24 protein-coding genes and 5 pseudogenes are annotated in these 25851 nt (G+C 69.1%); 7 read left to right on the forward strand and 22 right to left on the reverse strand.

Going from position 1 to position 25851, the window contains the following annotated elements:
* Nucleotides 1–7: 7 nt before the first annotated feature.
* Nucleotides 8–640 carry a carbonate dehydratase gene (gene can, locus H0I39_RS10405; protein WP_373368280.1) on the reverse strand — a complete coding sequence of 211 codons (633 nt, stop codon included), beginning with the start codon at nucleotides 638–640 and terminating at the stop codon, nucleotides 8–10.
* A gap of 206 nt (nucleotides 641–846) precedes the next feature.
* Between can and H0I39_RS10410 the strand changes: the two genes are divergently transcribed.
* Together H0I39_RS10410 and H0I39_RS23275 are read left to right on the forward strand one after the other, a co-directional pair.
* Nucleotides 847–1230, forward strand: coding sequence for a hemerythrin domain-containing protein (locus tag H0I39_RS10410; RefSeq protein WP_307776807.1), 384 nt, complete (start codon nucleotides 847–849; stop codon nucleotides 1228–1230).
* Nucleotides 1170–1442: a hypothetical protein gene (locus H0I39_RS23275; protein ID WP_307776808.1), complete on the forward strand. Its 273-nt coding sequence runs from the start codon at nucleotides 1170–1172 to the stop codon at nucleotides 1440–1442. Before H0I39_RS10410 ends, H0I39_RS23275 begins: the two co-directional genes overlap by 61 nt.
* A 217-nt stretch (nucleotides 1443–1659) precedes the next feature.
* Here H0I39_RS23275 and H0I39_RS10415 read toward each other — a convergent pair.
* The 3 genes and pseudogenes from H0I39_RS10415 to H0I39_RS10425 form a co-directional block, all read right to left on the reverse strand.
* Nucleotides 1660–2840: pseudogene (locus tag H0I39_RS10415) on the reverse strand (isovaleryl-CoA dehydrogenase).
* A 25-nt stretch (nucleotides 2841–2865) separates the two neighbouring features.
* Complete coding sequence (locus tag H0I39_RS10420) at nucleotides 2866–3309, reverse strand: PaaI family thioesterase (protein ID WP_257645749.1); 444 nt, start codon at nucleotides 3307–3309, stop codon at nucleotides 2866–2868.
* A gap of 36 nt (nucleotides 3310–3345) precedes the next feature.
* Nucleotides 3346–3762, reverse strand: coding sequence for a MerR family transcriptional regulator (locus H0I39_RS10425; RefSeq protein WP_180550430.1), 417 nt, complete (start codon nucleotides 3760–3762; stop codon nucleotides 3346–3348).
* Between the two features lie 129 nt (nucleotides 3763–3891).
* Between H0I39_RS10425 and H0I39_RS10430 the strand changes: the two genes are divergently transcribed.
* From H0I39_RS10430 to H0I39_RS10440, 3 genes are all read left to right on the forward strand, one after another.
* Nucleotides 3892–4971 (forward strand): MBL fold metallo-hydrolase, encoded by a 1080-nt coding sequence (locus tag H0I39_RS10430; RefSeq protein ID WP_180550431.1) that lies wholly within the window; start codon nucleotides 3892–3894, stop codon nucleotides 4969–4971.
* Between the two features lie 86 nt (nucleotides 4972–5057).
* Nucleotides 5058–5831, forward strand: a complete 774-nt coding sequence (locus H0I39_RS10435) for an SDR family oxidoreductase (RefSeq protein ID WP_180551777.1) — start codon at nucleotides 5058–5060, stop codon at nucleotides 5829–5831.
* Nucleotides 5832–5978: 147 nt separating this feature from the next.
* Nucleotides 5979–7220, forward strand: a complete 1242-nt coding sequence (locus tag H0I39_RS10440; RefSeq protein ID WP_180550432.1) for a diguanylate cyclase — start codon at nucleotides 5979–5981, stop codon at nucleotides 7218–7220.
* Here H0I39_RS10440 and H0I39_RS10445 read toward each other — a convergent pair.
* The 16 genes and pseudogenes from H0I39_RS10445 to H0I39_RS10515 all read right to left on the reverse strand — a co-directional run bounded on the left by H0I39_RS10445 (nucleotide 7169) and on the right by H0I39_RS10515 (nucleotide 20449).
* Nucleotides 7169–8112 (reverse strand): annotated as a pseudogene (locus H0I39_RS10445) (M48 family metallopeptidase). The gene H0I39_RS10440 and the pseudogene H0I39_RS10445 overlap by 52 nt on opposite strands.
* 17 nt (nucleotides 8113–8129) lie before the next feature.
* Complete coding sequence (locus H0I39_RS10450; RefSeq protein WP_180550433.1) at nucleotides 8130–8906, reverse strand: lysophospholipid acyltransferase family protein; 777 nt, start codon at nucleotides 8904–8906, stop codon at nucleotides 8130–8132.
* Nucleotides 8907–8975: 69 nt separating this feature from the next.
* On the reverse strand, nucleotides 8976–9596 hold the full coding sequence (gene gmhB, locus H0I39_RS10455) for a D-glycero-beta-D-manno-heptose 1,7-bisphosphate 7-phosphatase (protein ID WP_180550434.1): 621 nt from the start codon (nucleotides 9594–9596) through the stop codon (nucleotides 8976–8978).
* Nucleotides 9597–9605: 9 nt separating this feature from the next.
* Nucleotides 9606–10262, reverse strand: a complete 657-nt coding sequence (locus tag H0I39_RS10460) for a hypothetical protein (RefSeq protein ID WP_180550435.1) — start codon at nucleotides 10260–10262, stop codon at nucleotides 9606–9608.
* Nucleotides 10259–12258: pseudogene (gene glyS / locus H0I39_RS10465) on the reverse strand (glycine--tRNA ligase subunit beta); the annotation flags it as partial. The pseudogene glyS and the gene H0I39_RS10460, both read right to left, overlap by 4 nt.
* A complete protein-coding gene (locus tag H0I39_RS24095; RefSeq protein ID WP_373368281.1) occupies nucleotides 12168–12395 on the reverse strand; it encodes a glycine--tRNA ligase subunit beta in 228 nt (75 codons plus the stop codon). The gene H0I39_RS24095 and the pseudogene glyS, both read right to left, overlap by 91 nt.
* Nucleotides 12396–12406: 11 nt before the next feature.
* Nucleotides 12407–12829 (reverse strand): type II toxin-antitoxin system VapC family toxin, encoded by a 423-nt coding sequence (locus tag H0I39_RS10470; protein WP_180550436.1) that lies wholly within the window; start codon nucleotides 12827–12829, stop codon nucleotides 12407–12409.
* Nucleotides 12830–12864: 35 nt separating this feature from the next.
* Nucleotides 12865–13128, reverse strand: coding sequence for an AbrB/MazE/SpoVT family DNA-binding domain-containing protein (locus H0I39_RS10475; RefSeq protein WP_257645751.1), 264 nt, complete (start codon nucleotides 13126–13128; stop codon nucleotides 12865–12867).
* Between the two features lie 28 nt (nucleotides 13129–13156).
* Nucleotides 13157–13483, reverse strand: a complete 327-nt coding sequence (locus tag H0I39_RS10480; RefSeq protein ID WP_180550437.1) for an antibiotic biosynthesis monooxygenase family protein — start codon at nucleotides 13481–13483, stop codon at nucleotides 13157–13159.
* Nucleotides 13483–14388, reverse strand: a complete 906-nt coding sequence (glyQ, locus tag H0I39_RS10485; RefSeq protein ID WP_180550438.1) for a glycine--tRNA ligase subunit alpha — start codon at nucleotides 14386–14388, stop codon at nucleotides 13483–13485. The genes H0I39_RS10480 and glyQ overlap by 1 nt, the downstream gene beginning before the upstream one ends.
* A 263-nt stretch (nucleotides 14389–14651) precedes the next feature.
* The gene (gene fabB / locus H0I39_RS10490) at nucleotides 14652–15869 is read right to left on the reverse strand and encodes a beta-ketoacyl-ACP synthase I (protein ID WP_180550439.1); all 1218 of its coding nucleotides are present in this window, start codon (nucleotides 15867–15869) and stop codon (nucleotides 14652–14654) included.
* A pseudogene (gene fabA, locus H0I39_RS10495) lies at nucleotides 15866–16389 on the reverse strand (bifunctional 3-hydroxydecanoyl-ACP dehydratase/trans-2-decenoyl-ACP isomerase). Before fabA ends, fabB begins: the two are co-directional and overlap by 4 nt.
* 63 nt (nucleotides 16390–16452) lie before the next feature.
* On the reverse strand, nucleotides 16453–18036 hold the full coding sequence (lnt, locus tag H0I39_RS10500) for an apolipoprotein N-acyltransferase (RefSeq protein WP_180550440.1): 1584 nt from the start codon (nucleotides 18034–18036) through the stop codon (nucleotides 16453–16455).
* Nucleotides 18037–18077: 41 nt separating this feature from the next.
* Complete coding sequence (locus H0I39_RS10505; RefSeq protein ID WP_180551779.1) at nucleotides 18078–18905, reverse strand: CorC family transporter; 828 nt, start codon at nucleotides 18903–18905, stop codon at nucleotides 18078–18080.
* Between the two features lie 166 nt (nucleotides 18906–19071).
* Nucleotides 19072–19746 carry a GNAT family N-acetyltransferase gene (locus H0I39_RS10510; protein WP_180550441.1) on the reverse strand — a complete coding sequence of 225 codons (675 nt, stop codon included), beginning with the start codon at nucleotides 19744–19746 and terminating at the stop codon, nucleotides 19072–19074.
* Nucleotides 19747–19955: 209 nt separating this feature from the next.
* A pseudogene (locus H0I39_RS10515) lies at nucleotides 19956–20449 on the reverse strand (Lrp/AsnC family transcriptional regulator).
* Nucleotides 20450–20690: 241 nt separating this feature from the next.
* Between H0I39_RS10515 and hppD the strand changes: the two are divergent.
* Nucleotides 20691–21755, forward strand: coding sequence for a 4-hydroxyphenylpyruvate dioxygenase (hppD, locus tag H0I39_RS10520; RefSeq protein WP_180550442.1), 1065 nt, complete (start codon nucleotides 20691–20693; stop codon nucleotides 21753–21755).
* Nucleotides 21756–22252: 497 nt separating this feature from the next.
* Here hppD and H0I39_RS10525 read toward each other — a convergent pair whose 3' ends face one another.
* Nucleotides 22253–23191, reverse strand: a complete 939-nt coding sequence (locus H0I39_RS10525; protein WP_180550443.1) for a lysylphosphatidylglycerol synthase transmembrane domain-containing protein — start codon at nucleotides 23189–23191, stop codon at nucleotides 22253–22255.
* A complete protein-coding gene (locus H0I39_RS10530; RefSeq protein WP_373368282.1) occupies nucleotides 23188–24180 on the reverse strand; it encodes a glycosyltransferase family 2 protein in 993 nt (330 codons plus the stop codon). The genes H0I39_RS10525 and H0I39_RS10530 overlap by 4 nt, the downstream gene beginning before the upstream one ends.
* A gap of 138 nt (nucleotides 24181–24318) precedes the next feature.
* On the opposite strand from H0I39_RS10530, the gene H0I39_RS10535 reads away from it, so the two are divergent.
* Nucleotides 24319–25845, forward strand: a complete 1527-nt coding sequence (locus H0I39_RS10535; protein ID WP_180550444.1) for an ArnT family glycosyltransferase — start codon at nucleotides 24319–24321, stop codon at nucleotides 25843–25845.
* Nucleotides 25846–25851: the final 6 nt, after the last annotated feature.

A 25851-nucleotide genomic window follows, 5' to 3' on the forward strand; every position in this document is an offset into this window, starting at 1 on the left:
ATGGTGGCTACAGGGGCAGATCGCTGGAGCCGGGTTTGGCGTCCGGCGCGCGTGGGTAGCGCTTGATGGCGGCGCGGAACACGTCCACCACCTCGCCCGGGTGCGCCATGGTGACGCCCAGGTCCTTCACCATGCCGTCCTTCAGGCCGTAGCACCAGCCGTGCACTGCCAGCGGCTGGCCGCGCGCCCAGGCGTCCTGCACCACGTTGGATTGCGCCACGTTGCCCACCTGTTCGATCACGTTCATCTCGCACAGCACGTCTTCCTGCTCGTGGCTGCACAGGTGCATCAGGCGGCCGCGGTGGCGCATCTTCACGTCGTGCACGTGGCGCAGCCAGTTGTCGGCCAGGCCCACGCGCTTTTCGTGCAGCACGGCCAGCACGCCGCCGCAGCCGTAGTGGCCGACGACCATGATGTGCTCGACCTTGAGCACGTCGACGGCGAACTGGATCACCGACAGCGCGTTCAGGTCGGAGTGCGTGACCACGTTGGCCACGTTGCGGTGCACGAACACCTCGCCCGGCGCCAGGCCGATGACCTGGTTGGCCGGCACGCGGCTGTCGGAGCAGCCGATCCACAGGTATTTGGGCGATTGCTGGTCGGACAGGCGCTTGAAGAAGCCGGGGTGTTCGCGCTCCACGCGCTCGGCCCAGGCGCGGTTGTTGTCCAGCAGCAGCTGCAGGGGTGGGTGGCTTGAGGTTCGGTCAAGGCGATGCTTTCACACAAATGGCGGGCATGATGTCTGCGACGCAGGGCGCGCGCGTCCTACAGCGGCGGGGGCGCGGCTTCGCACAATGCGGGCATGACCTCGATTGCAACACAAGTGCGCGACGCACCGCCCGCGCCATGACCACACCCGACATCTACCAAGCCCTGCGCGAGAGCCACGAGATTCAGCGCGCATGGTGCACCCGCCTGACGCGCACGCGCGCCACCAACCCGCAGGGCCGGCGCGACGCCTTCCTCACCCTCAAGCTGGAGCTGGCCGCCCACGCCGCCGCCGAGGAGCGCTTTCTGTACGCGCCCATGCTGATGGACGACCGCGGCATCGACAGCGCCCGCCATGCGCTGGCCGAGCACCACGATCTGGACGAACTGGTGGCGGCGCTGGGCCAGCTGGCGCCCGAGGGCGAAGCCTGGGGCGAGAAGGCCAGGAACTGGCGCACGAGGTGCGCCACCACCTGGAAGAAGAGGAGCGCGGCTTCTTTCAGGTCAGCGGCAAGATTCTGACCGCGGCGCAGAAGCAGCGCCTGGGCGCGCAGTATCTGCGCAACTACGCGCAGATGAAGAAGAAGTACGCCGCCGACTGGGGCTACGCCGCCGAGCGGGCCACGCAGACCGACACCCCGGCCGTCGGGGCCGCCCGCAAGACCGTGGCGCCCGTGCCGGCCAAGGCGCGCGTGGCGCGTGTGGTGTCGGCCGCGGGCCGGCGCAGGCGCTGAGCCGGTGCTCGGCGCGCTGCCGTGCGTGCGCGTGGTGTGCGCCAGGCCTGTTTCGGCCCTCAAAGGGTAGAAACAGGCGATTGCCATTTGGCGCGGCTTTGAGGTATGAAAAAGAAGCTGCTGGCGCTTGGTATTTGGGCGCTGGAAGCTTTTTCACCATTGAAAAATCTGGAAGGTCCCCCCGGCGTTTGAAGGTCAACGCGGAGGGCCGTCCGCCTCACATCGTCTCGGCGAACAACTCGCGCCCGATCAGCATGCGGCGAATCTCGCTGGTGCCGGCGCCGATCTCGTACAGCTTGGCGTCGCGCCACAGGCGGCCCAGTGGGTAGTCGTTGATGTAGCCGTTGCCGCCGAACAGCTGGATGCCGTCGCCGGCCATCCTGGTGGCCATCTCGGCCGTCCACAGGATGACGCTGGCGCAGTCCTTGCGCACCTGGCGCACGTGCTCGCTGCCCAGCGCGTCCAGGTTCTTGCCGATGGTGTAGAGGAAGGCGCGGCCGGCCTGCAGCACGGTGTACATGTCGGCCACCTTGCCCTGCACCAGCTGGAATTCACCGATGCTCTGGCCGAACTGCTTGCGGTCGTGGATGTAGGGCACCACGTTGTCCATCACCGCCTGCATGATGCCGACGGGCCCGCCGGCCAGCACGGCGCGCTCGTAGTCCAGCCCGCTCATCAGCACCTTGGCGCCGCCGTTCAGGTTGCCCAGAATGTTCGCCTCGGGCACCTCGACGTTGTCGAACACCATCTCGCCCGTGTGGCTGCCGCGCATGCCCAGCTTGTCCAGCTTCTGCGCCGTGCCAAAGCCCTTCATGCCCTTTTCGACGATGAAGGCCGTGACGCCGCGCGCGCCCAGCTCGGGCTCGGTCTTGGCGTAGACCACCATGGTGTCGGCGTCGGGGCCGTTGGTGATCCACATCTTGGTGCCGTTCAGCAGGTAGTAGCCGCCCTTGTCCTCGGCGCGCAGCTTCATGCTGATGACGTCGCTGCCGGCGCCCGGCTCGGACATGGCCAGCGCGCCCACGTGCTCGCCGCTGATCAGCTTGGGCAGGTATTTCTGCTTCTGCGCCTCGCTGCCGTTGCGCTTGATCTGGTTGACGCACAGGTTGGAGTGCGCGCCGTAGGACAGGCCCACCGAGGCGCTGGCGCGGCTGATCTCTTCCATGGCGATCATGTGCGCCAGATAGCCCATGTCGGCGCCGCCGTACTGCTCGGGCACGGTGATGCCCAGCACGCCCAGCTCGCCCATCTTGGGCCACAAGTCCATCGGGAACTGGTCGCTCTTGTCGATCTCGGCCGCGCGCGGGCGATCTGGCCTAAAGCAAAGTCGCGCACGGCATCGCGCAGGGCGTCGATGTCTTCGCCAAGCTGGAAGTTCAGGCCGGGCAGGTTGCTCATGGTTTGTCTCCTGGGGAAAAGCGGGTCAGTAGGTTTTGGGAACCGGCACCAGGGTCTGCTGCATCAGCGCGCAAGGCCCTTGCTTGCCATCGTCGTCCACGTGCACCACCTCGGCGGTGCAGACGATGAGGCGCTTGCCCGGCTTCACCACGCGGCCGATGGCACGCAGCGCGCCGCCCTGGTAGCTGCCGAGAAAGTTGATCTTGTATTCGGCGGTGACGACTTCCATGCCCTCGGGCGCGATCGTCAGCCCCGCATAGCCACCCGCGATGTCGGCCACCGCGCCCATGGCGCCGCCGTGAAAGCCGTCCTGCTGCTGGGTCACCTTGTCGGAGTAGGGCAGCCAGATCTCGACCAGGCCCGGCTCCACGCGCCGCAGCTGCGCGCCCAGGTGCTGCATCATGCCCTGGCGGGCAAAGCTGCTGGCCACGCGGTCGTGCAGGGCCTGGGCGTCGGGCGTGGTGTTCATGGCAATCCCGGATTGTGATTTACGTTTACGTTAACGTCAATTGGCCTTGGCCTTCTTCGCGGCCGGCCGGTCGACGCGCGCCAGCAGGCTGCGCGCTTCCTTCTCGTGCTCGCTGATCTCGCTCAGCGTGGCCTGCAGCTCGGCCAGCTGCGCCTCCAGCTGGGCGCGGTGCTGGCTCAGCACCTGCAGGAACTTGCGCAGCTGCGGCCCGGTGTCGCGCGGGCTGTCGTACATGTCGATCAGCGCCTTGGCCTCGTGCAGCGACAGGCCCAGGCGCTTGGCGCGCAGGGTCAGCTTCAGGCGCGTGCGGTCGCGGTTGCTGTACACGCGCTGGCGCCCGCCGGGGCCGCTGCGCCCGGGCTGCAGCAGGCCCATGTCTTCATAGAAGCGCATGGCACGCGGCGTCAGGTCGAACTCGCGCGCCAGATCGCTGATGGTGTAGGTGGTGGCCATGGTGGACTGCAAGGCTGTCGCGCACGTGCTGGGCGCGCGGCGCGGCTCCTTCATAGAATGAAATCGCGGGGTGACGTGCACGTCAAGCTCGCGTGCCATCGTAGCGCACCGCCGCTGAAGAACAAGCCCATGTCCCTTGCCGCCGAACTCGAACGCGCTCTGCACTACCCGCTGGCCGACCAGCTGCCGCCGCCGGGTGGCGCCATCCAGATCGCCCCCGGCGTGAAGTGGCTGCGCATGGTGCTGCCCTTCGCGCTGGATCACATCAACCTGTGGCTGCTGCGCGACCGGCTGGACGGCCGCGACGGCTGGACCGTGGTGGACACCTGCATCGACCGCCCCGAGTCGCGCGCGCTGTGGGAGCAGGTGTTCGCGCACGAGCTGGACGGCCTGCCCATCCTGCGCGTGGTGGTCACGCACATGCACCCCGACCACATCGGCCTGGCGCACTGGCTGTGCGAGCGCTGGAGCACGCCGCAGCACGAATGCCGCCTGTGGATCAGCGCCACCGACTACCAGACCGCCCGCTACGCCTGCGAGGTGGTCAACAGCTTCGGCGGCGAGCGCCTGGCCGAGTACTTCCGCAGCCACGGCATGACCAGCGCCGACGACCTGGCGCAGATCCGCAACCGCAAGAGCTACTACCGCGGCCTGGTGCCGGCGGTGCCGCTGTCGTTCGCGCGGCTGATGGACGGGCAGACGCTGACCATCGGCGGCCAGGCCTGGCGCTGCATCGACGGCTACGGCCACGCGCCCGAGCACATGGCGCTGTACTGCGAGGCGCTGAACGTGCTGATCAGCGGCGACATGGTGCTGCCGCGCATTTCCACCAACGTCAGCGTGTACGAGATGGAGCCCGAGGCCGATGCGCTGACGCTGTTCCTCGATTCCATCGAGCGCTTTCAGCCGCTGCCGCGCGACGTGCTGGTGCTGCCCTCGCACGGCAAGCCCTTCACCGGCCTGCACGTGCGCATCGCGCAGTTGCACGACCACCACCGCGACCGGCTCGATGAAGTGATGCAGGCCGCGCGCGTGCAACCCGTGTGCGCCTACGACGTGCTGCCCGTGCTGTTCAAGCGCCCGCTCGACCTGCACCAGACCACCTTCGCCCTGGGCGAGGCGGTGGCGCACCTGCACCGCCTGTGGTTCGGCGGCCAGCTGCGGCGCACGCGCGATGCCGAGGGCATCTGGCGCTTTGCGCCGGCTTGAACCGATTTTCAAGCCAAATCGGCCTGCAGCGCCCGTCCAGCAAGCGCAGGCAGCTATCAATTTCATATCAAGGAGACCTCGTCATGATCGACCCGCAGCAGCTGTTTTCACTGAAAGGCCGCACCGCCCTCGTCACCGGCGGCTCGCGCGGCATCGGCCGCATGATCGCCGAGGGCTATGTGCGCAGCGGTGCGCGCGTCTACATCTCGGCGCGCAAGGCCGAGGCCTGCGACGCCACGGCGAAAGAGCTGTCGGCACTGGGCCACTGCGTGTCGCTGCCGGGCGATGTCTCCACGCTGGAGGGCGTGCACGCGCTGGTGGCCGCCTACCGGCAGCACGAGCAGACGCTCGACATCCTGGTCAACAACGCCGGCGCCGCCTGGGGCGCGCGGTATGCCGAGTTCCCCGAAAGCGGCTGGGACAAGGTGGTCGACCTGAACATGAAGGCGCCGTTCTTCCTTACGCAGGCGCTCACGCCCATGCTGAAGGCCGCCGCCACCGACCACCTGGCCAAGGTGATCCACATCGCGTCGATCGACGGCATCACCGTCAACCCGTGGGACACCTATTCCTACGCCGCCAGCAAGGCCGGCCTGATTCACCTGACCAAGCGCATGGCGACCGAGCTGGCGCCGCAGCGCATCGTCGTCAGCGCCATCGCGCCCGGCCCGTTCGCGTCGAACATGAACAAGGACGCGCGCGACCATGAAGGCGAGGTGGCCGGGCGCGTGCCCCTGGGCCGCATCGGCCAGCCCGAGGACATGGCCGGCGCGGCCATCTTCCTGGCCTCGCGCGCCGGCGACTACGTGGTCGGCGGCACGCTGGTGGTGGACGGCGGCGTGGCCTGGGCGCGCGGGTAAGCGCCTCGGTATAACCCGCAGGTGACAGGCGCCAGGGGCGCACGTTATGATTTGTAACGAAAGGTGCCCCGCGGCACGTGCCCCCGGCAGTTGAGCTGCGGGGTGGTGCCCACAGCCTGCGATGGGCGGCCTTCGCCCGTTCCGCGCATGGCCTCCAACAAGCACCTTTATCGACGTCTGTACCCGCACCGCATCGTCGGCCTGGGCTTCGCTGCGCTGGCGGTCGGCACGGTGCTGTGGCAGCACGCTGCGCCCGCTGCCCACTGGGGCGTCGTCGTGGCGATGCTGGCGTGGCCGCATTTGGCGTTCGGGCTGGCACGCGCGGCCGCCAACCCGTTTCGCGTCGAGCGGCGGAACCTGATCGTCGACACGGTGCTGGTCGGCGTGTCGCTGCCGCTGATGTCGTTCAGCCTGCTGCCGAGCGTGATCCTGGTGCTGGTGGCCCTGTTCGACCGCGTCAACCTCGGCGTTCGCCGGCTGGCGCGGGATGCCCTGATCGGCGTGGTGGCGTCGGCCGCGGTGGCAACGCTGCTGTTGCGCCCCGGCCTTGCACTGGAAAGCCCGCTGCCCGTGGTGCTGGCCTGCCTGCCCCTGCTGGCGGTGCACATGCTGTCGGTCAGCTTAGGCATGAACCGTTACGTCCAGATCGTGGTGCGGCAGAACCGCGAGCTGGAAACCGCGCACCGCACGGACCAGCAGACCAGCCTGTTCACCCGCGCCCACTGGATGACGCTGGCCGAGGAAGCCCTGGCGGACGTGCGCGCCGGCAAGACCAGCGCGGCCGTGTTCGTGATCGACCTGGATCGGTTCAAGCAGATCAACGACACCCATGGCCACCTGGTCGGCGACTCCGTCATCACCGCGGCCAGCCTGGCCATCCGCCAGTCGTTGCGGCAGGAGGACGCGGCCGGCCGCTACGGCGGCGACGAATTCACCGTGCTCTGCCGGGGTACCACGCCGGCCGAAGCCGAAGGCCTGGCACAGCGGCTGCACGAGCGGATCGCGGCCATCCGCGTGCGTCAGGTGCCCGACCTGGTGGTGGGCAGCAGCATCGGCGTGGCCATGGCCAGCCCCGACCACGCCGACATGCAGGACTGGCTGCACAGCGCCGACGAGGCGCTGTACCGCTCAAGCGGCAGGGCCGGGGCCGGATTTCGTTCGACGGGGCCGTTCCCGGCGCGGCGTGAGCGGCGTCCGGGCTTATGCCGTTTCGACTTCAAGACGTTAGCCAACGTCATCCCTGCGAAAGCCGGGAGCCAGGTCCGCCGCGCGCGCCGTCTGGATTCCGGCTTTCGCCGGAATGACGAAATTCATGTCGTTTTGATCTGTAGATGGCATTACCAGCGCGGCACCGCCTCGTCCTTCAGCGCGCCGCGCCGTTCGGCGTAGTCGGGCAGCACGGCCTCCACGTGCTGCCAGAAGCGCGCGCTGTGGTTCATCTCGCGCAGGTGGGCCAGCTCGTGCACCACCACGTAGTCGATGATGGGTTCGCGGAAGTGGATCAGCCGCCAGTTGAGGCGGATCGAGCCGTCGGCGCTGGCGCTGCCCCAGCGCGTGCCGGCGCTCGATAGCTCATCTTCTGCCAGCGAACGCCCAGCTGCGGCGCAAAGTGATCCAGCCGCGCGGTGAACACGCGGCGCGCCTGGCGCATCAGCCAGGCCTGCACGGTGTCGCGAAGCTGCTCGGGCGTGGCGGTGTGCGGCAGGCCCACGTGCAGCGCCATCTGCGGCACGCCGGGCAGGGCGGCTTCGCCCGGTACCAACACGGCGCCGCCGCGGCCGTGGCGCTGGCGCGGGTCGAGCACCAGCACCACCGGCTCGCCCAGAAAGGGCAGCGTGGCGCCTTCCTTCCAGTCGATGCGGCTGGCTTCGAGCCGCTGGTGGCGCGCGCGCGCCTCGCCCAGCTTGGTGACGATCCAGCGCTCTTTCTCGCGCAGCGCGGCCTCGACTTCGTGCACCGGCGTCCAGCGCGGCGCGCTGACGGTGAGGCCGTCGGCCCCCACCGAGAAACCGATGGTGCGCCGCTGCCCGCGCTTGAATTCGTACGCCACCTGCGCGCCGCCCAGCGCGATGGCGCGGCTGGCGCGCGGGTGGGCGAAATGCGCCGGGGCCAGTGCGTCGGGCAGGGCGATGGCGGGTTCGGTCGCTACTACATCGATAGCTGTCGGCGCCGGATGGACGGGCGCTGGCGCCGGATTGGGCTTTGAATCGACAGCGCCAGGCGCCGGCGCGCGCGGCGCCGCGTCGGGGCCGGTGAACAGATCGAGCAGCAGTTGCAGCATGCCGCGTGCCTGTGCCTCTAGTCGGCGCCGGGCTTGATCTGCGACAGGCGCGCCTGCCCCGTGGGGTAGGCCTCGGAGTCGAGGCGCAGCATCTCGGCCTCGATCCAGGCCTCGACCTCGCGCATCAGCTCGTCGGGCTTGCGGCCCACGCTGGGGATGGCCGGGCCGATGGAGATGTCGACGATGCCCGGCCGCTTGACGAAGGCCTTGCGTGGCCAGCATTTGGCGCTGGTCACGGCGATGGGGATCACCGGCGCGCCGCATTCGATGGCCAGGCGTGTGCCGCTGCTGCGGTACTTGCCTTTCTCGCCGCGCGGGATGCGCGTGCCCTCGGGGAACATGATGACCCACACGCCCTGGCCCAGCAGGCGCCGGCCCTGCTGCACCACCTTGGCGAAGGATTCGATGCGGCGGCCGCGGTCGATGTGGATCATGTCGAGCCGCGCCATGGCCCAGCCGAAGAACGGCACGGACAGCAGCTCGCGCTTGAACACGTAGGCCAGCGGGTGCGGCATCAGCGGCGGCATGCAGAAGGTTTCCCAGGTCGACTGGTGCTTGACCAGCAGCACCGCCGGGTCCTTCTGGCCCAGGGGCAGGTTCTCGAAGCCGGTGACGCGGTTGCGGATGCCGAGGATCCAGTGGCCGCCCTTCACGGCCACGTCCAGCCAGCCCACGCACATCCAGTACAGGCGCGCGCCGCTGATGAAGGGCGCGGCGATCAGCACCGCCGTGGCCCACGGAATCACCGTGAGCACCATCCACAGCATGTGCAGGATCGAGCGAATCAGGTTCATAGTCAACTAGGCCTTCAGCGCAGGCGGGGCAAGCGCAGGCAGCTACTTATTCTATAGCTATCCTGGCCTTCAGCGCAGCGGTGCAGGGGCCGTGCGATCGGCCTTCGCGTCGGCCTCGGCCCTGGCGGCGGCCTGCTGCGCCTCCACCTCGGCCACGAAGGCGGTGGCGAAGGCGGCCAGGTCGGCGTGCACGCGCGTGCCGGGCGGAAACTCGGGCGGCAACGGATCGGTCTGCACCGGCGCGCCCTTGCCCGTCAGCACCAGGTGCGGGATGCAGCCGGCGGCCGCGGCGGCCTGCACGTCGCGCACGCTGTCGCCCACGGCGTGGATGTTGCGCAGGTCGACCTTGTAGCGCTCGCCGATCTGCTGGAACAGCCCCGGCAGCGGCTTGCGGCACGTGCAGCCTTCGTCGGGCGCGTGCGGGCAGTAGAAGATGGCCTCCACCCGCCCGCCCACGGCGGCCAGCTGCTTGTTCATCTTGGCCTGGATGGCGTTGAGCGCCGCCATGTCGAACAGCCCGCGCCCCAGCCCCGGCAGGTTGGCGGCGATCACCACGTGGTAACCCGCCTGGTTGATGCGGGCGATGGCGTCCAGCGCGCCGGGCAGCGGCTCCCAGTCGTCGGGCGTCTGGATGTAGCCCTCGCGCTCGACACAGATGGTGCCGTCGCGGTCGACGATGACGAGTTTCATGACGGGCGATTATCCGCCCGGGGCGCGGCCCGCGGGGGCGCTGACCGGCGGCCGGGGCAGCTCCAGCCGCGATTCCAGCCGGCCCCACTGGCCCCACCAGCGGCCGGCGTGCGCATGCAGGCGCGCGATGCTGCCGGGCGCAAACGCCGTCACCGGCGCATCCTCGACGAACAGCCGCTGCGGCGTGGCATCGCCCTGGCGCTCGAAATACACCTCGGTGCCGCCCGGGCGGCGCTTGGTCGGCTGCATCTCGCGCGCCAGCAGCACCCTGGCCGATTGCTCGGGCAGCGGCTGGCGGCCGTTGCGGTTCATTTCGCTGGCCACCAGCCAGGCGCCCATGGCGGTCCACATCAGCACCCACAGCGCCAGCACCGTCGCCCGAATGCGCGGCCAGCCCAGGCGCCGCACGGCCAGCCACAGGCCGCCCAGCACCGCGCCGATGACCAGCAGGCCATACAGCAGCGGGCGCGCCGCCAGCCAGAAGGCCTCGCCGGGATCGGACACCATAGAGGCCGCCGTCACCGGGTACAGGCCGTCGCCCTCGGGCTGACCCGGCATCAGCACGCGCAGCACCAGCACCGCCAGTGGCGGCACGGCGGCCAGCGCCAGCACGCGCCAGTCGGCGGGGCTGTCGTCGGGCGGGCGGCGGGCGGGCAGCACGCTCATGCGGCGAGCCTCGACAGATCGGCCACGCGGTTCATGGCCTGGTGCAGGGTCTTGAGCAGGCCCTGGCGGTTCAGGCGCAGATCGATCTGCTCGGCGTTCACCATCACGCCGTCGAAGAAGGCGTCCACCGGCTCGCGCAGCGCGGCCAGGGTCTGCAGCGAGGCGGTGTAGTCGCCGGCGTCGAACTGCGCGTCGGCCTGCGGCACGATGCGCTGCATGGCTTCGTACAGTGCTTTCTCAGCGGGTTCCTGCAGCAGCAGCTCGCTCACGTGGGCGTCGACCACCTGTTCGGCATCACCGGCCTTCTTGAGGATGTTGCCGATGCGCTTGTTGGCGGCGGCCAGCGCGGGGCTTCGGGCAGGGCGGCGAAGGCGCGCACGGCGTCAAGCGCCTTCGGGAACTCGCCCCACATCGGCCGCGCGGCGATCACCGCATCGGCCTCCTGCGCGCTGGCACCGCGCTCGCGCAGGTAGCCGTTGACGCGTTCGTAGAAGAAGTTCAGCAGCTGTTCGTTGCTCTTGGTCGCATCGGGCAGCAGTGCGCCGAAGGCCTGCGCGGCCTGCGCCACCACGGCGGGCATGTCCAGCCGCAGGTCTTTCTCGACCAGCATGCGGATCACCCCCAGCGCATGGCGCCGCAGCGCGAACGGGTCCTTGTCGCCCGTCGGCAGGTTGCCGATGCCGAACAGGCCGACCAGCGTCTCCAGCTTGTCGGCCAGCGCCACCACGGTGCCCACCTGGCCGCGCGGCAGTTCGTCGCCGGCAAAGCGCGGCTTGTAATGGTCTTCGATGGCGAAGGCGATGTCTTCGGAGAGGCCGTCATGGCGCGCGTAGTAGCCGCCCATCACGCCCTGCAGCTCGGGGAATTCGCCCACCATGTCGGTCAGCAGGTCGGCCTTGGCCAGTTGGGCGGCCTGATCGGCCGCCTGGGCCAGCACGTCGCCGCCCAGTTGCTGGCCGATGGCCTTGGCGATGGCGCGCACGCGCTCAACCCGCTCTCCCTGCGTGCCCAGCTTGTTGTGATAGACCACCTTGGCCAGCTGCGGCACGCGGCTTTCCAGCGTCTTCCTGCGGTCCTGGTCGAAGAAGAACTTGGCGTCGGCCAGGCGCGGGCGCACCACGCGCTCGTTGCCGCCGATCACGGCGCTCGGGTCGGCCGGCGAGATGTTGCTGACGACGAGGAACTGGTTCGTCAGCTTGCCCTGCGCGTCCAGCAGCGGAAAGTACTTCTGGTTCGCCTTCATGGTCAGGATCAGGCATTCCTGCGGCACGTCGAGGAATTCCTGCTCGAAGCTGCACACCAGCACGTTGGGGCGCTCGACCAGCGCCGTCACTTCGTCCAGCAATGCTTCATCTTCGATAGCTTGCAGCGCTGGTCCTGCCTGCGTTGCAGTCGATTTGAGCTGTGAAGCGATGGCCGCACGGCGCTCGTCGAAGCTGGCGATAACGGCACCCTTGTCGCGCAGCGTGTCGGCGTAGCGGTCGGCGTCGACGATGGTGATGGGGTCGGCCACAGCCTCGAAGCGGTGGCCGTGCGTGGAACGGCCGGCGGTCAGGCCCAGCGCGGTGACGGGCACCACGCTGCTGCCGTGCAGCGCCACCAGGCCGTGCGCCGGACGCACGAACTGCACGCTGTCCCAGCCGGGCAGCGGTGTGCCTTCCTGCAACTGGTAGGTCATCACCTTGGGGATAGGCAGTTTGGCAATCGCTTCGTTCAGCGCCTTCTGCAGGCCCGTGTCCAGCGTGGCGCCGGTGACCAGCGAATCGAGGAACAGCGCCTCGGCCTTGCCGTCCATCTGGCGCTTGAGCGTGGGCACCACCGACGGATCGGCGCCCACGGCCTGCAGCTTCTTGAGCAGCGCGGGCGTCGGGTTGCCGGCGGCGTCCAGCGCCACGCTCACGGGCATCAGCTTGACCTGCACCGCCTGGTCGGCCGCCTTGGCCGCCACGTGCGTGATGTGCACGGCCAGCCGCCGCGGCGTGGCGTAGGGGTGGCCACCGAATCGGCGGCGGTGAGACCCTGGCTTTTCAGTTGCTCGAACAGCGTGCCGGCGAAGGCCTCGCCCAGCTTCTTCAGCGCCTTGGGCGGGAGTTCTTCGACGAACAGTTCGACGAGGAGGTTTTGTGCGGTCATGAAATGGACGATCAGAAAGCTGTCAGTTGCAGGCCCAGGTGCCGGGCTGCCACGTTCATGTCGTTGTCGAGCGAGGCCAGCGCCTGGCAGTTGTGCCGCAGCGCCACGGCCAGATGCAGGGCGTCGCCGGCGCGCAGCTTGGCGGGTGAGGTGCGGCACAGTTCGGCCGCGTACAGGTAGTCGTCCGCGATGACATCCAGTTGGTTCGTCATCGCGACCGCCGCGTCATAGGCGTGCCAGGCTTTCGCGACGCGGTCGCGGCCCTCGCCCTTGTCACGCAGCTTGATGCCCGAAGCACTGGCGAACTCGGCGTGCGTCCAGAGTGCCGTGGCGGTGCGGTCCAGTTCGGCCTCGGCCAGCCAGCGCACGGCGCCGGGTGATTCGGGTTCGTTGTAGCAGTACGCGCACCAGACGCTGGTGTCGACGTAGGTCATGCGCGACGCAGGGGTGACATCAGTAGCGCGCCCCGTCACGCATCTCGCGGATGACCGATTCCGAGGGGGCATCGACGCCAGATGCGCCCGCGCCTGCGCCAGCCAGGCGGCCTTGTCGAACGGCTTGCGCGCGCCGCGGGCGAGAGCGTGAAGCTCTGATCGGCATTGCGTGCAAGCTGCAGCGTGCTGCCTTCGCGCAACCCCAGCTCGCGCGCCAGCTCGGCCGGCAGCCGCACCGCCAGGCTGTTGCCCCAGCGGCCGACGCTCAGTTCGAGCTTGTTCAAATCGTTGGCACCCATGGCGATCCTCGAATGTAGATACACGTATCTACATGGTACCGCAACCCGCCACGGCGTGGTAGTGCAGCACCGTGGGAAACGGGTCGTAGAAGTGGTGCAGCAGCGCGCGCCACTGCTGGTAGTCGGGCGACTGGCGGAAGCCGACGGTGTGCGCTTCCAGGCTGTCCCAGCGCACCAGCAGCACGTATTGCTGGTCGTGCTCGATGCAGCGCTGCAGCTCGTGCCCGCGATAGCCGGGGACGGCGGCGATGAGGCGCTGCGCCTGCGCGAAGGCGGCCTCGAACGCGGCCGCCTGGCCGGCGCGCACGTTCAGCGTGGCGACTTCCAGCACGCCGGCATCGGCGGTGGTGGCCATCACGCGGCCTTTTTCTCGATCTGTGCCACCCATTCGGCCGGCGCCAGCGGAAAGCCCAGGCGCTCGCGGCTTTCGTAATAGCTTTGCGCCACGGCGCGCGCCAGGTTGCGGATGCGGCCGATGTAGGCGGCGCGCTCGGTCACGCTGATGGCGCCGCGCGCGTCCAGCAGGTTGAAGGTGTGGGCGGCCTTCAGCACCTGCTCGTAGGCGGGCAGCGCCAGTTCGACCGCGATCAGCTCGTTGGCCTTCTTCTCGTGCGCCGAGAATGCGGTGAACAGGAAGTCGGCGTCGCTGTGCTCGAAGTTGTAGGTGCTCTGCTCGACTTCGTTCTGGTGGTAGACGTCGCCGTAGCTCAACCCCTCGGTCCAGGTCAGGTTGAACACGTTGTCCACGCCCTGCAGGTACATGGCCAGGCGCTCCAGGCCGTAGGTGATCTCGCCCGTGGCCGGCTTGCAGTCGATGCCGCCGACCTGCTGGAAGTAGGTGAACTGCGTCACCTCCATGCCGTTGAGCCACACCTCCCAGCCCAGGCCCCAGGCGCCCAGCGTGGGGTTCTCCCAGTCGTCCTCGACGAAGCGGATGTCGTTCTTCTTCAGGTCGAAGCCGAGTGCCTCCAGGCTGCCCAGGTACAGCTCCAGGATGTTGGCTGGCGCGGGCTTGAGCACCACCTGGTACTGGTAGTAGTGCTGCAGGCGGTTGGGGTTCTCGCCGTAGCGGCCATCCTTGGGGCGGCGGCTCGGCTGCACGTAGGCGGCCTTCCACGGCTCGGGGCCGATGGCGCGCAGAAAGGTGGCGGTGTGCGAGGTGCCGGCGCCCACTTCCATGTCGTAGGGCTGCAGGAGCGCGCAGCCTTGCGCGTCCCAATACTGCTGGAGCTTGAGGATGATCTGCTGGAAGGTGAGCATGGGACGAAGCGGCACGAAGGCAATCGGCCATTTTACCGAGACCGGCAAGGCCGGCCGCCGAGGCGCTTGGGATCAGCGGCGGTGGCTAGCGTTTCGATAGCGGTTGGCGGGCCGGCCGGCCACCAAAAAAGGCGCCGGCCGAAGCTAGGCGCCTTTTCAATAATCATAGCTGCTTGCGCCCGTTACACAGCGATTTCAGATGGATTTGATACTGAAACCTTTGAATGACGGGCGCAAACAGCTATGAAAACAATATCAGGAGCTCAGCCCCAGCGGCGCAGCACCAGGCTGGCGTTGGTGCCGCCAAAGCCGAAGCTGTTCGACAGCACGGTGCGCAGGTCGGCGTCGCGTGTGGCGGTCACCAGCGGCATGTCGCCCAGCGTTTCATCGGGCGTGTCGACGTTGACCGAACCGGCGATGAAACCCTTGTTCAGCATGATGAGGCAGTAGATCGCCTCCTGCACGCCGGTGGCGCCCTGCGAATGGCCGGTGAGCGACTTGGTCGACGAGAACGGCGGCACCTGGTCGCCGAACAGCGCCCGCATGGCGCGCACTTCCTGCATGTCGCCCACGGGCGTGGAAGTGCCGTGGGTGTTGATGTAGTCCACGCCACCGTCAAGCCCTTCGAGCGCCTGCTTCATGCACGCGATGGCGCCGTCGCCCGAGGGCGCGACCATGTCCTCACCGTCGCTGGAGGCGCCGAAGCCGATCACCTCGGCCAGGATGGTGGCGCCGCGCCGCTCGGCATGGGCCAGCGATTCGAGCACCACCGCGCCGCCGCCGCCGGCGATGACGAAGCCGTCGCGGTCGGCGTCGTAGGCGCGCGAGGCTTTTTCCGGTGTGTCGTTGTACTTGCTGGAGATGGCGCCCATGCCGTCGAACAGCAGCGCCATGCCCCAGCTCAGTTCCTCGCCGCCGCCGGCGAACATCACGTCCTGCTGGCCCCAGGCGATCTGCTGCGCCGCCGCGCCGATGCAGTGCGCCGAGGTGGAGCAGGCCGAGGTGATGGAGTAGTTGAGGCCCTTGACCTTGAAGTTGGTCGCCAGGCAGGCCGACACGGTGCTGCTCATGCAGCGCGTGACGCGATAAGGCCCGACGCGGCGGATGCCCTTGTCGCGCAGGATGTCGGCGGCCTCGATCTGGTTGGCGGGCGAGCCGCCGCCCGAACCCATGATGAGGCCGGTGCGCGGGTGGCTGATCTGCTCCGACGCCAGGCCGGCCTGCGCGATGGCGTTCTGCAGCGCGATCTGCGCGTAGGCCGCCGCATCGCCCATGAAGCGCAGCTGCTTGCGGTCGATATGCGCCTCCAGGTCGATCTCCGGCTTGCCGGCCACCCGGCTGCGCAGGCCCATCTCGGCGAATTCGGGCATGGCGCGGATGCCGCTTCTGCCTTCGCGCAGCGATTGCTCCACCGTCGCCAGGTCGTTGCCGATGCACGAGACGATGCCCGCGCCGGTGATGACCACCCGTTGCTTGCTCATGATGCCGCTCCCGGCGTGTCGCCCTCGCGCAGGAACAGCCCCACGCGAAGATCGTTGGCGACGTAGATTTCCTTGCCGTCGGCCAGCAGGCGGGCGTCGCCAATGGCCATGTTCAGCTTGCGCTTGATGACGCGCTTGATATCAATCTCGTATTTCACCAGTTTGACATCGGGACCGACCTCGCCGGTGAACTTGACCTCGCCCGCGCCCAGCGCGCGCCCGCGCCCGGGCAGGCGCAGCCAGGTCAGGTAGAAGCCGATCAGCTGCCACATGGCGTCCAGCCCCAGGCAGCCGGGCATCACCGGGTCGCCCTGGAAGTGGCAGGCGAAGAACCACAGGTCGGGCTTGACGTCCAGCTCGGCCTCGATGCGGCCCAGGCCGTGGGCGCCGCCATCGCCGTCGATGTGGGTGATGCGGTCGAACATCAGCATCGGCGGCAGCGGCAGGCGGCCGGCGTCGGGCCCGAAAAGGCGCCCTCTCCGGAGGCAATGAGATCGTCGTAGGAAAAGGATTCGGCCATCGGCCGATTGTGCCTTAGGCCAACGCGGCTGGCCGCCGCGGCCCGCGCCGGGCTTGTCCCGGATCAGGCACGGCGGCGGCGCAGCAGCGCCAGCAGCACGATCAGCGCGCAGCCGGCCCACAGCGGCCACAGGCCCGCCCGCGCGGCCCAGCGGGCGAAGGGCGTGACGTGCGTGCGGCCCTCGAAGCTGCCGTGCAGCACCCCGCGGGTGAGGCGCGGCAGCAGGTGCGTGACCTGGCCGCGGTGGTCGACGATGGCCGTGGCGCCGGTGTTGGTGGCGCGCAGCATGGGGCGTTCGAACTCCAGCGCGCGCATGCGGCTGATGTGCAGATGCTGGTCGATCGCCACGCTGTCGCCGAACCAGGCGATGTTGCTGACGTTGACGAAGGCGGTGGGTGCGCGGGCGGGGTCGGCAAAGCGCGCGGCCAGCTCCTCGCCGAACAGGTCTTCATAGCAGACGTTGGGCGCCAGCCGCTGGCCCTGCCATTCGAACGAGGGCTGGCCGACGGCCCCGCGCGCGAAGTCGCCCAGCGGGATGTTCATCATGCGCACGAACCAGCGGAAGAACGGCGGGATGAACTCGCCGAACGGCACCAGGTGGTGCTTGTCGTAGCGGTAGGGCTCGGCCTGGCCGGCCTTCAGGCCGATCACCGAGTTGGTGTAGCCCGCCTCCATGTCGCCCAGCGGCACGCCCAGCAGCGCGGCCTGGGTGGGGCCGGCGTAGCGCGCCAGCAGCGCGTCCCAGTAGCCGTCGGGCAGCTGGCGCGGCAGCAGCGGCAGCGCCGTTTCGGGGCCCACGATCAGCGGCGCGCGGTTGGCCTGCAGCTGCTCGCCGTACCAGGTGAGCGAGTCGAGCACGCCGGTGCCGGGCACGAACTTCTCGTCCTGCGGGATGTTGCCCTGCATCAGCGCCACTTCGGTCACCAGCGGCTTCTGGCCCGCGGCGGGCGCGGCCTGCAGGTCGAGGTGGCGCCAGCCCCACAGCGCCGCGCCCAATGCCAGCAGCAGCGCCATGCCAGCCAGCGTGCGCGCCCGCCGCCAGCGCACATGGCCGCCGAGCGCCAGCAGCGCCGCAAGCGCCGCCGCCACGAAGCCCACGCCGTACACGCCCACGTAGCGCGCCAGAAAGGCCAGCGGCCCGTCGACATGCGCGTAGCCGCCCGCGCCCCAGGGAAAGCCGGTGAACCAGCTGCCGCGCGCCAGCTCGGCCAGCGTCCACAGCGCGGCGAACAGCAGGGCCGAGCGCACCGGGCGGTGCACCAGCCCCTGGGCCGCCGTGACTGCGATGAAGGCCGCGCTGGCCAGCGCGCAGTAGATGGCCAGCAGCCCCGCCAGCGCCAGCACGGCCGCCACGGCCAGCACCGCGTTCAGCCCGCCGTAGGTGTGCATCGAGATGAACAGCCACCAGAACGTGCCCGCCAGCCAGCCCAGGCCGAACAGCCAGCCCAGCCACAGCGCCCGGCGCCAGGCGGTGCCGGTTTCGGGGCTGGCCCAGGTGCTGGCGCTCCAGGACATGCGCCGCTCGGCGCGGTGTGCCAGTTGCCACACCAGCCACGACAGGCTCAGCAACTGCAGCCACCAGTGCGCGTGGCCGGTCCACGGGTCGGCCATCGACAGCGCCTGCGCCGCGCCGGCCAGCAGCGCCATGGGGGAGAGGCCAGCGCGTGGATGAGCCGCATGGGCGATCTTCAGTCGGCGTCTGGGGGCGTGGGCGACACCTTGAACCAGCGCACCGCGCCGCCCTTGGTGTGCAGCACGTGGAAGTCCAGCCCGCCGAGGCTGAAGCGCTCGCCGCGCTTGGGCACGTGGCCCATCTCGTGCGCGATCAGGCCGCCGATGGTGTCGAACTCGACCTCCAGGTCGCCGTTGGGGTCGGCCCCGAGGTGCACGCCGAAGGAATCGTTGACGCGCTCCAGCGGCGTGTCGCCGGCCACGCGCCAGGTGTTGTCGGCCAGGGCGAAGATGTCGCCCTCGTCGCCGTCGATGTCGAACTCGTCCTCGATCTCGCCGACGATCTCTTCCAGCACGTCCTCGATGGTGATCAGCCCGGCCGTGCGGCCGAACTCGTCCACCACGATGGCCAGGTGGTTGCGGTTCACGCGGAAGGCGCGCAGCAGCTCGTTCAGGCCCTTGCTCTCGGGCACGAACACCGCCGGGCGCAGCAGCGTGCGCACGTTCAGCTCGGGCGCGCGCTGCAGCTTCAGCAGATCTTTCGACATCAGGATGCCGATGATGTTCTCGCGCTCGCCCTGGTACACCGGAAAGCGCGAATGCGCCGTGCGGATCACCTCCAGCAGCATGTCCTCGTAGGGCGCGTCGATGTCCAGCAGGTCCATGCGCGGCGCGGCCACCATGGCGTCGCCGGCAGTCATGTCGGCCATGCGCAGCACGCCTTCCAGCATCACGCGGCTTTCGGCGTCGATGACCTCGTTGTCTTCGGCCTCGGCCAGGGTGCCGATCAGTTCGTCCGTGGAATCAGGCCCCGGCCGGATGAATTCGACCAGTTTCTGGAACAGGCTGCGCTTGTCTTCGCGCTCGGGGCGCTCGCCGGGGCGAGCAGGGTGGGGTCAGCCACGGTGGGTGGTGCAGGACGTGCGGTAGTTGCGAAGTGGGCAAGGATAGCCCAATCGCATGGCGCGCCGGCGTCGGGGTGCGGCCCCCGCGGGGCGGCGCCGCACGCGGTCAGCTGTTCGACTTGTGGCGCCCTTCGCGCACCGCCTCGCGCACTTCCTGCACGGTGGCCAGCACGTCGCGGGCGCGCACGGCCTCGGTCTTCAGCCAGTAGTCGACCTGGCCCACCTGGTCGGCGAACAGCTCGCCCATGTGGCTGGCGAAGGTGGCCGCGGGCAGCGTCAGGTGCGCCTCGCTCTCGCTGCCCTGGCGTTCCACGGTGGCGCCGGCCTGGCGGGCGATGCGCAGCATGGCGGTGTTCTCGCTCAGCGCGTGGATGTAGAGCGTCTTCACGCCGTCGTTCACGGCATGGATGGCGGCGCGCTCGAACAGGCGCGAGCCATAGCCGCGGCCGCGCGCATGGTGGGCCACCGACACGCCGAACTCGGCAAAGCCGGCCTGCACCATGTCGGCCGGGTAGGCCAGGTGCGCCATGGCGATGAGTTCGAGCTTGCGGTTGAAGATGCCGAAGATCTGGTCGCGCTCGAAGTCGAGCTGGTCGACGTAGTGGCGGATCTGCCGGTCGTTGGCAGCGTAGCCGAAGCGCAGGTAGCGGTCGTGCTCGCCCAGCGCCAGCAGGTGCCGGGCGATCTGCTCGCGGTAGCGCGCGCCGATTTCGCGGATCGGCACGATGGCCGAATGGGGCTTGGCGGCCACGCGCGGGCTTGTGGCCTGCGCATCGCTCACCGGACGGGGGTGGTTGGCGTGTCCATGCCATTCATATTAGGGTTCACCCCTAGAGTCCACACTCCAATCGACAGCCGTGGGGCAGAAGTTGGTGACGAGATGTGAACTTTTGGGCGCATCGGTGCGCCATCCGCCACAGGGATTCAGTAGCGGTTTTCTATCAAATCAATAGCTGTCAGCGCTTTCTGTACAAGGGCTGGAGGCCAAAATCATGCCTGAATCGGCAGTGCCGTGGTCGCCTTGACCCGGTCCATCACGAAGCTGGTCTTGCAGTCCTGCACCGAGGGTGGCGCAGCAGCGTGTCCATCATGAAACGTGAGTACGCACTCATGTCCTGAAGCACCAGCCGCAACAGAAAGTCCATCTCGCCGGTCAGCGCCACGCATTCCACCACCTCGGGCCAGGCCTGCACGCTGGCGCGGAACTCGTCCATGGGGTTGCGCTTGGCATGCTCGGCGCGCTTTTCCAGCCGCACGTTCACGTAGGCCATCAGCCCCAGGCCCAGCGCCTCGGGCTTGAGCAGGGCGACATAGCGGTCGATGACACCCGCCTCCTCCAGCTTGCGGATGCGCCGCAGCACGGCGCTGGCCGACAGGCCGATTTCAGCGCCGATTGCATCGTGCGCCGCGCGGCCGTCAGTCTGCAGGTGGGCGAGGATGGCGCGGTCGAGGCGGTCGAGGCGGTCGAGCGGGGGCGGTGTCATGGTCATCGAAAGGGTCGGGCGCGGCAGTGGGGGCGCGGTTTGATGATTGAATGCATTATTTCAGCGTGATACACGGCAAAAAAGCAAGAATAAGGCGTCAAGGTCCAGTGTGCGCCGTCCGGAAGACGAGAAACGCAGGCCGTGCCACCCTACAGTGCTGGGTTTCGTCCACAACGACGTCGCAGGAGACAAGACATGACCGCTTCCCCACCGCCCGCCCCGGCACCCCTGGGACAACCCCATGGGCACCGATGGCTTCGAGTTCATCGAATACGCCGCGCCCGACCCGCAGGCCATGGGCGCGCTGTTCGAGCGCATGGGCTTCACCGCCGTGGCCCGGCACCGGCGCAAGAACGTGACGCTGTACCGCCAGGGCGAGATCAACTTCATCATCAACGCCGAGCCTGACAGCTTTGCCCAGCGCTTTGCCAAGCTGCACGGCCCCAGCATCTGCGCCATCGCCTTCCGCGTGCAGGACGCCAAGGCGGCCTACGAGCGCGCCCTGTCGCTGGGCGCCTGGGCCTACGCGGGCCAGGCCGGCGCGGGCGAACTGAACATCCCGGCCATCAAGGGCATTGGCGACTCGATCATCTACCTGATCGACCGCTGGCGCGGCAAGGACGGCGCTCAAGCAGGCGACATCGGCAACATCGGCTTCTACGACGTCGATTTCGAGCCGCTGCCGGGCGTTCAGGGCGCCGGCATCAACCCGGTCGGCTACGGCATGACGGTGATCGATCACCTGACGCACAACGTGCACAAGGGCCGCATGGCCGAATGGTCGGGTTTCTACGAGCGGCTGTTCAACTTCCGCGAGGTGCGCTACTTCGACATCGAGGGGCAGGCGACGGGCGTGAAGTCGAAGGCGATGACCAGCCCCTGCGGCAAGATCCGCATCCCGATCAACGAGGAGGGCAACGACCAGAAGGGCCAGATCCAGGAGTACCTGGACAGCTACCACGGCGAGGGCGTGCAGCACATCGCGCTGGCGACGACCGACATCTACGGCACGGTGGATGCGCTGCAGATGGCGGGGGTGAAGCTGCTGAACACCAGCGAGACGTATTACGAGCTTTTGCCGAAGCGCATCCCCGGCTTGCAGGAGCCGATTGGGGAGCTGCAGGCGCGCAACATTCTGGTGGACGGCACGCCCGATGAATTGTTGCTGCAGATTTTCAGCGAGAACCAGCTGGGGCCGATCTTCTTCGAGTTCATTCAGCGCAAGGGGAACGAAGGGTTTGGCGAGGGCAACTTCAAGGCGCTGTTCGAGACGATGGAGCTGGATCAGATGCGGCGGGGGTGTTGAAGGCGACTTGAGGTTGGATGCGCGGCTGGCCGGGAGTTCGCCCCGGCGGGCGACCTACTTTTCTTGCTCGCACAAGAAAAGTAGGCAAAGAAGTGCGCCCCACTGGCCGTGTCCCTGCGCTTCGCTTCGGGCAGCCTGCGATGCTCGGTCGCGGGGCGGCGCTGCGGAACTCGCTTCGTTCACTGCGTTCACTTCGCTCAGACAACCGCAGCGAGTCAGTTCACGAAGCGCGCATGCTTCGCTGCGCGCCCGCCCCACGCCCTGCGCTTCTCGGCACGGCCAGAGGGGGTTTGGAGCCCCACACGGGCCATCGCTGCGCTCGGCCTTGAGTGAGTCAGGCCGCTGCTTCGCGCGGCACGGGCTTTTCTCCCTCTCCCTCTGGGAGAGGGCAGGGGTGAGGGCAGCCCAACTTAAAAACATAGCGGCTCGCGCTTACCCCGAAACGATTTCAAGCCATTTTGACCTGAAACCCCCACCAATCAAGCGCAAGCAGCTATTTATTCAGAAGCGCCTTCCCGCGCACTCTGCCCCGGCAACCCAAACGCCAGCGCCCCCATCGCCCCCTGCACCAGCGCATACAGCCCGTAAATCACCCCCACGCCCACGGCCGCCGCCGCCGCTACACCGAAGGGCGCGAGCGCGGCCACCGTCGCCGCTTCGCGCGTGCCCCAGCCGCCGACGCTGACGGGCAGCGCGGCCATCAGGAACACCGGCGCAATGGCGAACGCCCACGCCGCCAGCGGCAACTGCACGCCCAGCGCCAGGCCGCCACCCGCCAGCGCAGCGGCCGACAGCACCTGAACCGCGGCCGACGCCAGCGCCTGCCAGCCCATCTGCCGATTGAAGTCGGGCCGCTGCGCGGCCGCGCGCAGCGGCCCCAGCCAGCGCACGCCCCAGCGCCGCAGCAGCGCCGGCAGCGTCCAGGGCGTGGCCAGCCACAGCGCCGTGCCGGCCAGCATCAGCGCGGTGAACGCGCCGGCCGGCAGGCGCAGCCAGGGCGCCAGCACGTCGGCGCACAGCGCGGCCCCCAGGCCGCCGATGGCGCACAGCATCCACAGGCCGCTCACGCGGTCGAGCACCACCGACCAGCTCGAGGCCAGCGTGGCCTGGCCCGCGCGCCGCAGCACCACAGCGCGGTACAGGTCGCCGCCCAGCACGGCGCCGGGCAGCAGCGCGTTCAGGCCGATGGCCTGGAAGTACCAGCGGCTGGCATCGCGCACGCTGACGTCGGCCCCCAGCCAGCGCGCCAGCGCACGCCAGCGCAGGGCCGAGACGACGTTCGACGCCACGGCCGCCGCCAACCCGGCCAGCAGCCAGCCGACGTGGGCCTGCCGCAGCTGCGCCAGCACCCGCGCCGGATCGGCCAGCGCGATGACGGCCACCAGCAGCGCCCCGCCCAGCAGGCCGCGCAGCAAGGCCTTGTGGGCGCGCTTCACGCTATGTTTTGAGGAGCTGACTGCGCTGATGGGGCGGGCGCTGAAGGCTGATTCGGCTCTGAATCAACCACGACTTCCTCGGCATGGAACTGCGGCGCGCCGCCGGCCTCGTGATAGATGCGCGTGAGCAGCTCGCCGATCAGGCCGGCGGCGATCATCTGCGCGCCCATCAGCACCAGCATCACGCCCACCAGCAGCAGCGGCCGGCCGCCGATGTCGTGCCCGAACAGCTTGACGACGAGCAGCCACAGCAGGATCAGCGCGCCCGGCGCCGCCAGCCACAGCCCCAGCCCGCCGAAGGCGTGCAGCGGGCGCTGGCGGTAGCGCATGAAGAAGACGATCAGGATCAGATCGAGGATGACGCGGAAGGTGCGGTCGATGCCGTACTTGCTGACGCCGCGCGTGCGCGCGTGGTGGCGCACCGGCACCTCGGCGATGCGCGCGCCGGCCTCCTTGGCCAGCGAGGGGATGAAGCGGTGCAGCTCGCCGTACAGGCGGATGCGGTCGATGATGGGGCGGCGGTAGGCCTTCAGCGCGCAGCCGTAGTCGTGCAGGTGCACGCCGGTGGCGTTGGAGATGAGCTTGTTGGCGATGCGCGAGGGCAGCTTGCGCGACAGCTCGGCGTCCTGCCGGTCCTTGCGCCAGCCGCTCACCATGTCGACTTCGGGGTCGGTCTCCAGCCGCTGCAGCAGCAGCGGGATGTCGCCCGGCTCGTTCTGCAGGTCGGCATCCAACGTCACCACGTAGCGCCCGCGCACGCGGTCGAAGCCGGCCTGCAGCGCGCTCGACTGGCCGTAGTTGCGCGCCAGCATCACCGGGCGCAGCCAGGGCGTGGCGGCGGCCAGCTCGCGCAGCCTGGCGCGGCTGCCGTCGCTGGAGCCATCGTCCACCGCCAGCAGCTCCCAGGTCAGCGGCTGCCCGGCCATGGCCTGGCCGATGCGCGCCACCAGGTCGGGCAGGTTGTCCACCTCGTTGTAGATCGGCACCACGATGGAAACATCGGGTGCCGGGGTGCGGGCTGGGTCATGGGGCGTCGGATGGGAGGCGGGATAATGGCCGTCGATTGTGCCTTGCGCCGTGGCCCCGCCTGCAGGCCGTGCGTGCGGGCGCTGCCCTCCTTTGCTCCCATGAATGCTTCTGCGGCGCCTGGCGCCCTTGCCCCGATCTCGCCCCGTTCGCCCATCGCCCACCCGCTGGCGTGGCTGCTGGCCATCGCGCTGGCGCATGTGGCGGTGCGCGTGTCGGTGTCGCCGGCGCTGAAATGGGACGAGGCCGAGCAGATGCTGTGGTCGCAGCAGCTGGCGTGGGGCTACGGCGCGCAGCCGCCGCTCTACACCTGGCTGCAATGGGCGCTGAACCTGGTGTTCGGCCCCAGCGTGCTGGCGCTGTCGCTGCTCAAGCACGCCTTGCTGGCACTGACCTACGCCCTGATGTACTTGGCCGGGCGCGAGCTGCTGGGCCCGCGCGGGGCCTGGTGGGCCTCGGCCAGCATGCTGCTGCTGCCGGCGCTGGGCTGGTACTCGATCCGCGACCAGACCCACACCATCCTCGTCACCGCCATGACCTGCGGCGCCTGGTGGCTGCTGCTGCGCATCGTGCGGCAGCCGCGGCCGCTGGACTTTGCCGCGCTGGGCCTGGTATGCGCGCTGGGCCTGCTGGCCAAGTACAGCTTTGCGCTGGTCATCGCCGCCATGCTGCTGGCGGCGCTGTCGGTGCCCGAATCGCGCCGCGCGCTGCTGTCGCGCGGCTGGTGGTGGGCGCCGCTGGTGGGCCTGATCGTGGTGGCGCCGCACGCGGCCTGGCTGATGGCGCACCTGCAGGAGGCCACCACCGGCACCATCGGCAAGATGCAGATCCATCCCGAGCGGCGCCTGGGCAAGGGGCTGCTGAGCTTTGCCGACGGCATCGCCGGCACGCTGGCGCTGTGGGCCATCGTGGCAGTGTGGGCGTTTCGCGGCGCCTGGTGGCGCCGGCCGCTGGCGCCGGCCATGCCCTGGGCGCACCGCGTGTTCGTGCGCTACCACGTGCTGGTGCTGCTGGCGCTGCTGGGCATGGTGCTGTTCGCCGGGGTCACCAACTTCAAGGGCCGCTGGGTGCTGCCGCTGCTGTGCGCCGTGCCGTTGGCGGCCTTCGCGGCGCGGCCCGAGTTGCAGCAACATCCGCGCGGCGGGCGCTATACCGGCGCCATCGTCGTCATGGCCATCGTCATCCTCGCTGCCGCAGGGATACGCCCGTGGTTCAGCGGCCTGCGCGGCGAGGCGGATGAACTCAACCATCCCGCGGCCGAACTGGGCGTGGCGCTGCGCGCGGCCGGCTACGACGGGGTGAGCCCCATCATCGCGTCCGACCACATGATGGCCGGCATGCTGCGCACGCGCTTTCCGCAGGCCACGGTGGATGCCTGCACCTCGGAAGAAGAGGACGTGCCGCGCTGCGTGGCCACCAACGTCGCGCGCGCCCAGGCCGCCGGCCAAGGGTGGCTGCTGATCTCGCGCGCCGACCGCATCGAACCCGGCTGGTGGGACAAGGCCGACAGCGCGCTGCAGGCACCCGCGCCGCTGCAAACCATTGAGCTGCCCTTCCACATGGTGCGCGACGGCATGGCGCCGGCGCAGTATCCCTACCGCTGGCACGCCGCGGGGGCCAGGCCATGAGCACCA

Origin of the sequence: Ottowia beijingensis (assembly GCF_013423955.1) — a bacterium.
GTDB classification, from domain to species: domain Bacteria; phylum Pseudomonadota; class Gammaproteobacteria; order Burkholderiales; family Burkholderiaceae_C; genus Ottowia; species Ottowia beijingensis.